We start from the raw sequence: 716 nt of genomic DNA, 5'->3' as shown, positions 1-716 counted from the left end.
CAGCTGTCGGTCTCCGGCCTCACCGCCGAGCATGGCGCCCTCATCGACAACAATGACGGCACCTGGAGCTTCACGCCCGATGCCAACTACAACGGCCCGGTCAGCCTCAGCTACTCCGTCACCGACGGAAATGGCGGCAGTGTCCCGGCAAGCCAGAGCTTCACGCTTGATGCGGTCAACGATGCACCGGTTCTCAGCGGCAATGCGGCGACGCTGGCGGCGGGCAGCGAGGACACGGCCTACACGATCAGCACTGCCGACCTGCTGGCCGGCTTCACCGACGTCGATGGCGATCAGTTGTCGGTCTCCGGTCTTACCGCCGAGCATGGCGCGCTCATCGACAACAATGACGGCAACTGGACCTTCACACCTGATGCCAACTACAACGGCCCGGTCAGCCTCAGCTACAGCGTCAGCGACGGCAATGGCGGCAGTGTGCCGGCAAGCCAGAGCTTCACGCTTGATGCGGTCAACGACGCACCCGTCCTCAGCGGCAATGCGGCGACCCTGGTCGCAGGCACCGAGGACACGCCCTACACCTTCAGCAGCGCTGACCTGCTTGCCGGCTTCACCGATGTCGACGGCGACCAGCTGTCGGTCGCCGGCCTCACCGCCGAGCATGGCGCCCTGGTCGACAACAATAACGGCAGCTGGACATTCACGCCTGATGCCAACTACAACGGCCCGGTCAGTCTCAGCTACTCCGTCACCGACGG

General features: G+C 64.7%; 1 protein-coding gene. It reads left to right on the top strand.

Features of this window, described 5'->3' with window-relative positions; translation table 11 throughout:
- Positions 1-716, top strand: a 716-nt coding sequence (locus tag C4N04_RS31450; RefSeq protein ID WP_158775631.1) for a cadherin-like domain-containing protein, incomplete at both ends; no start/stop codon positions are given.

It is taken from the genome of Rhizobium sp. H4 (assembly GCF_003013335.1).
Classification (GTDB): domain Bacteria; phylum Pseudomonadota; class Alphaproteobacteria; order Rhizobiales; family Rhizobiaceae; genus Rhizobium; species Rhizobium sophoriradicis.
Note: the sequence above shows the minus strand (reverse complement) of the source record. Positions and strands in the feature narration are given on the sequence as shown.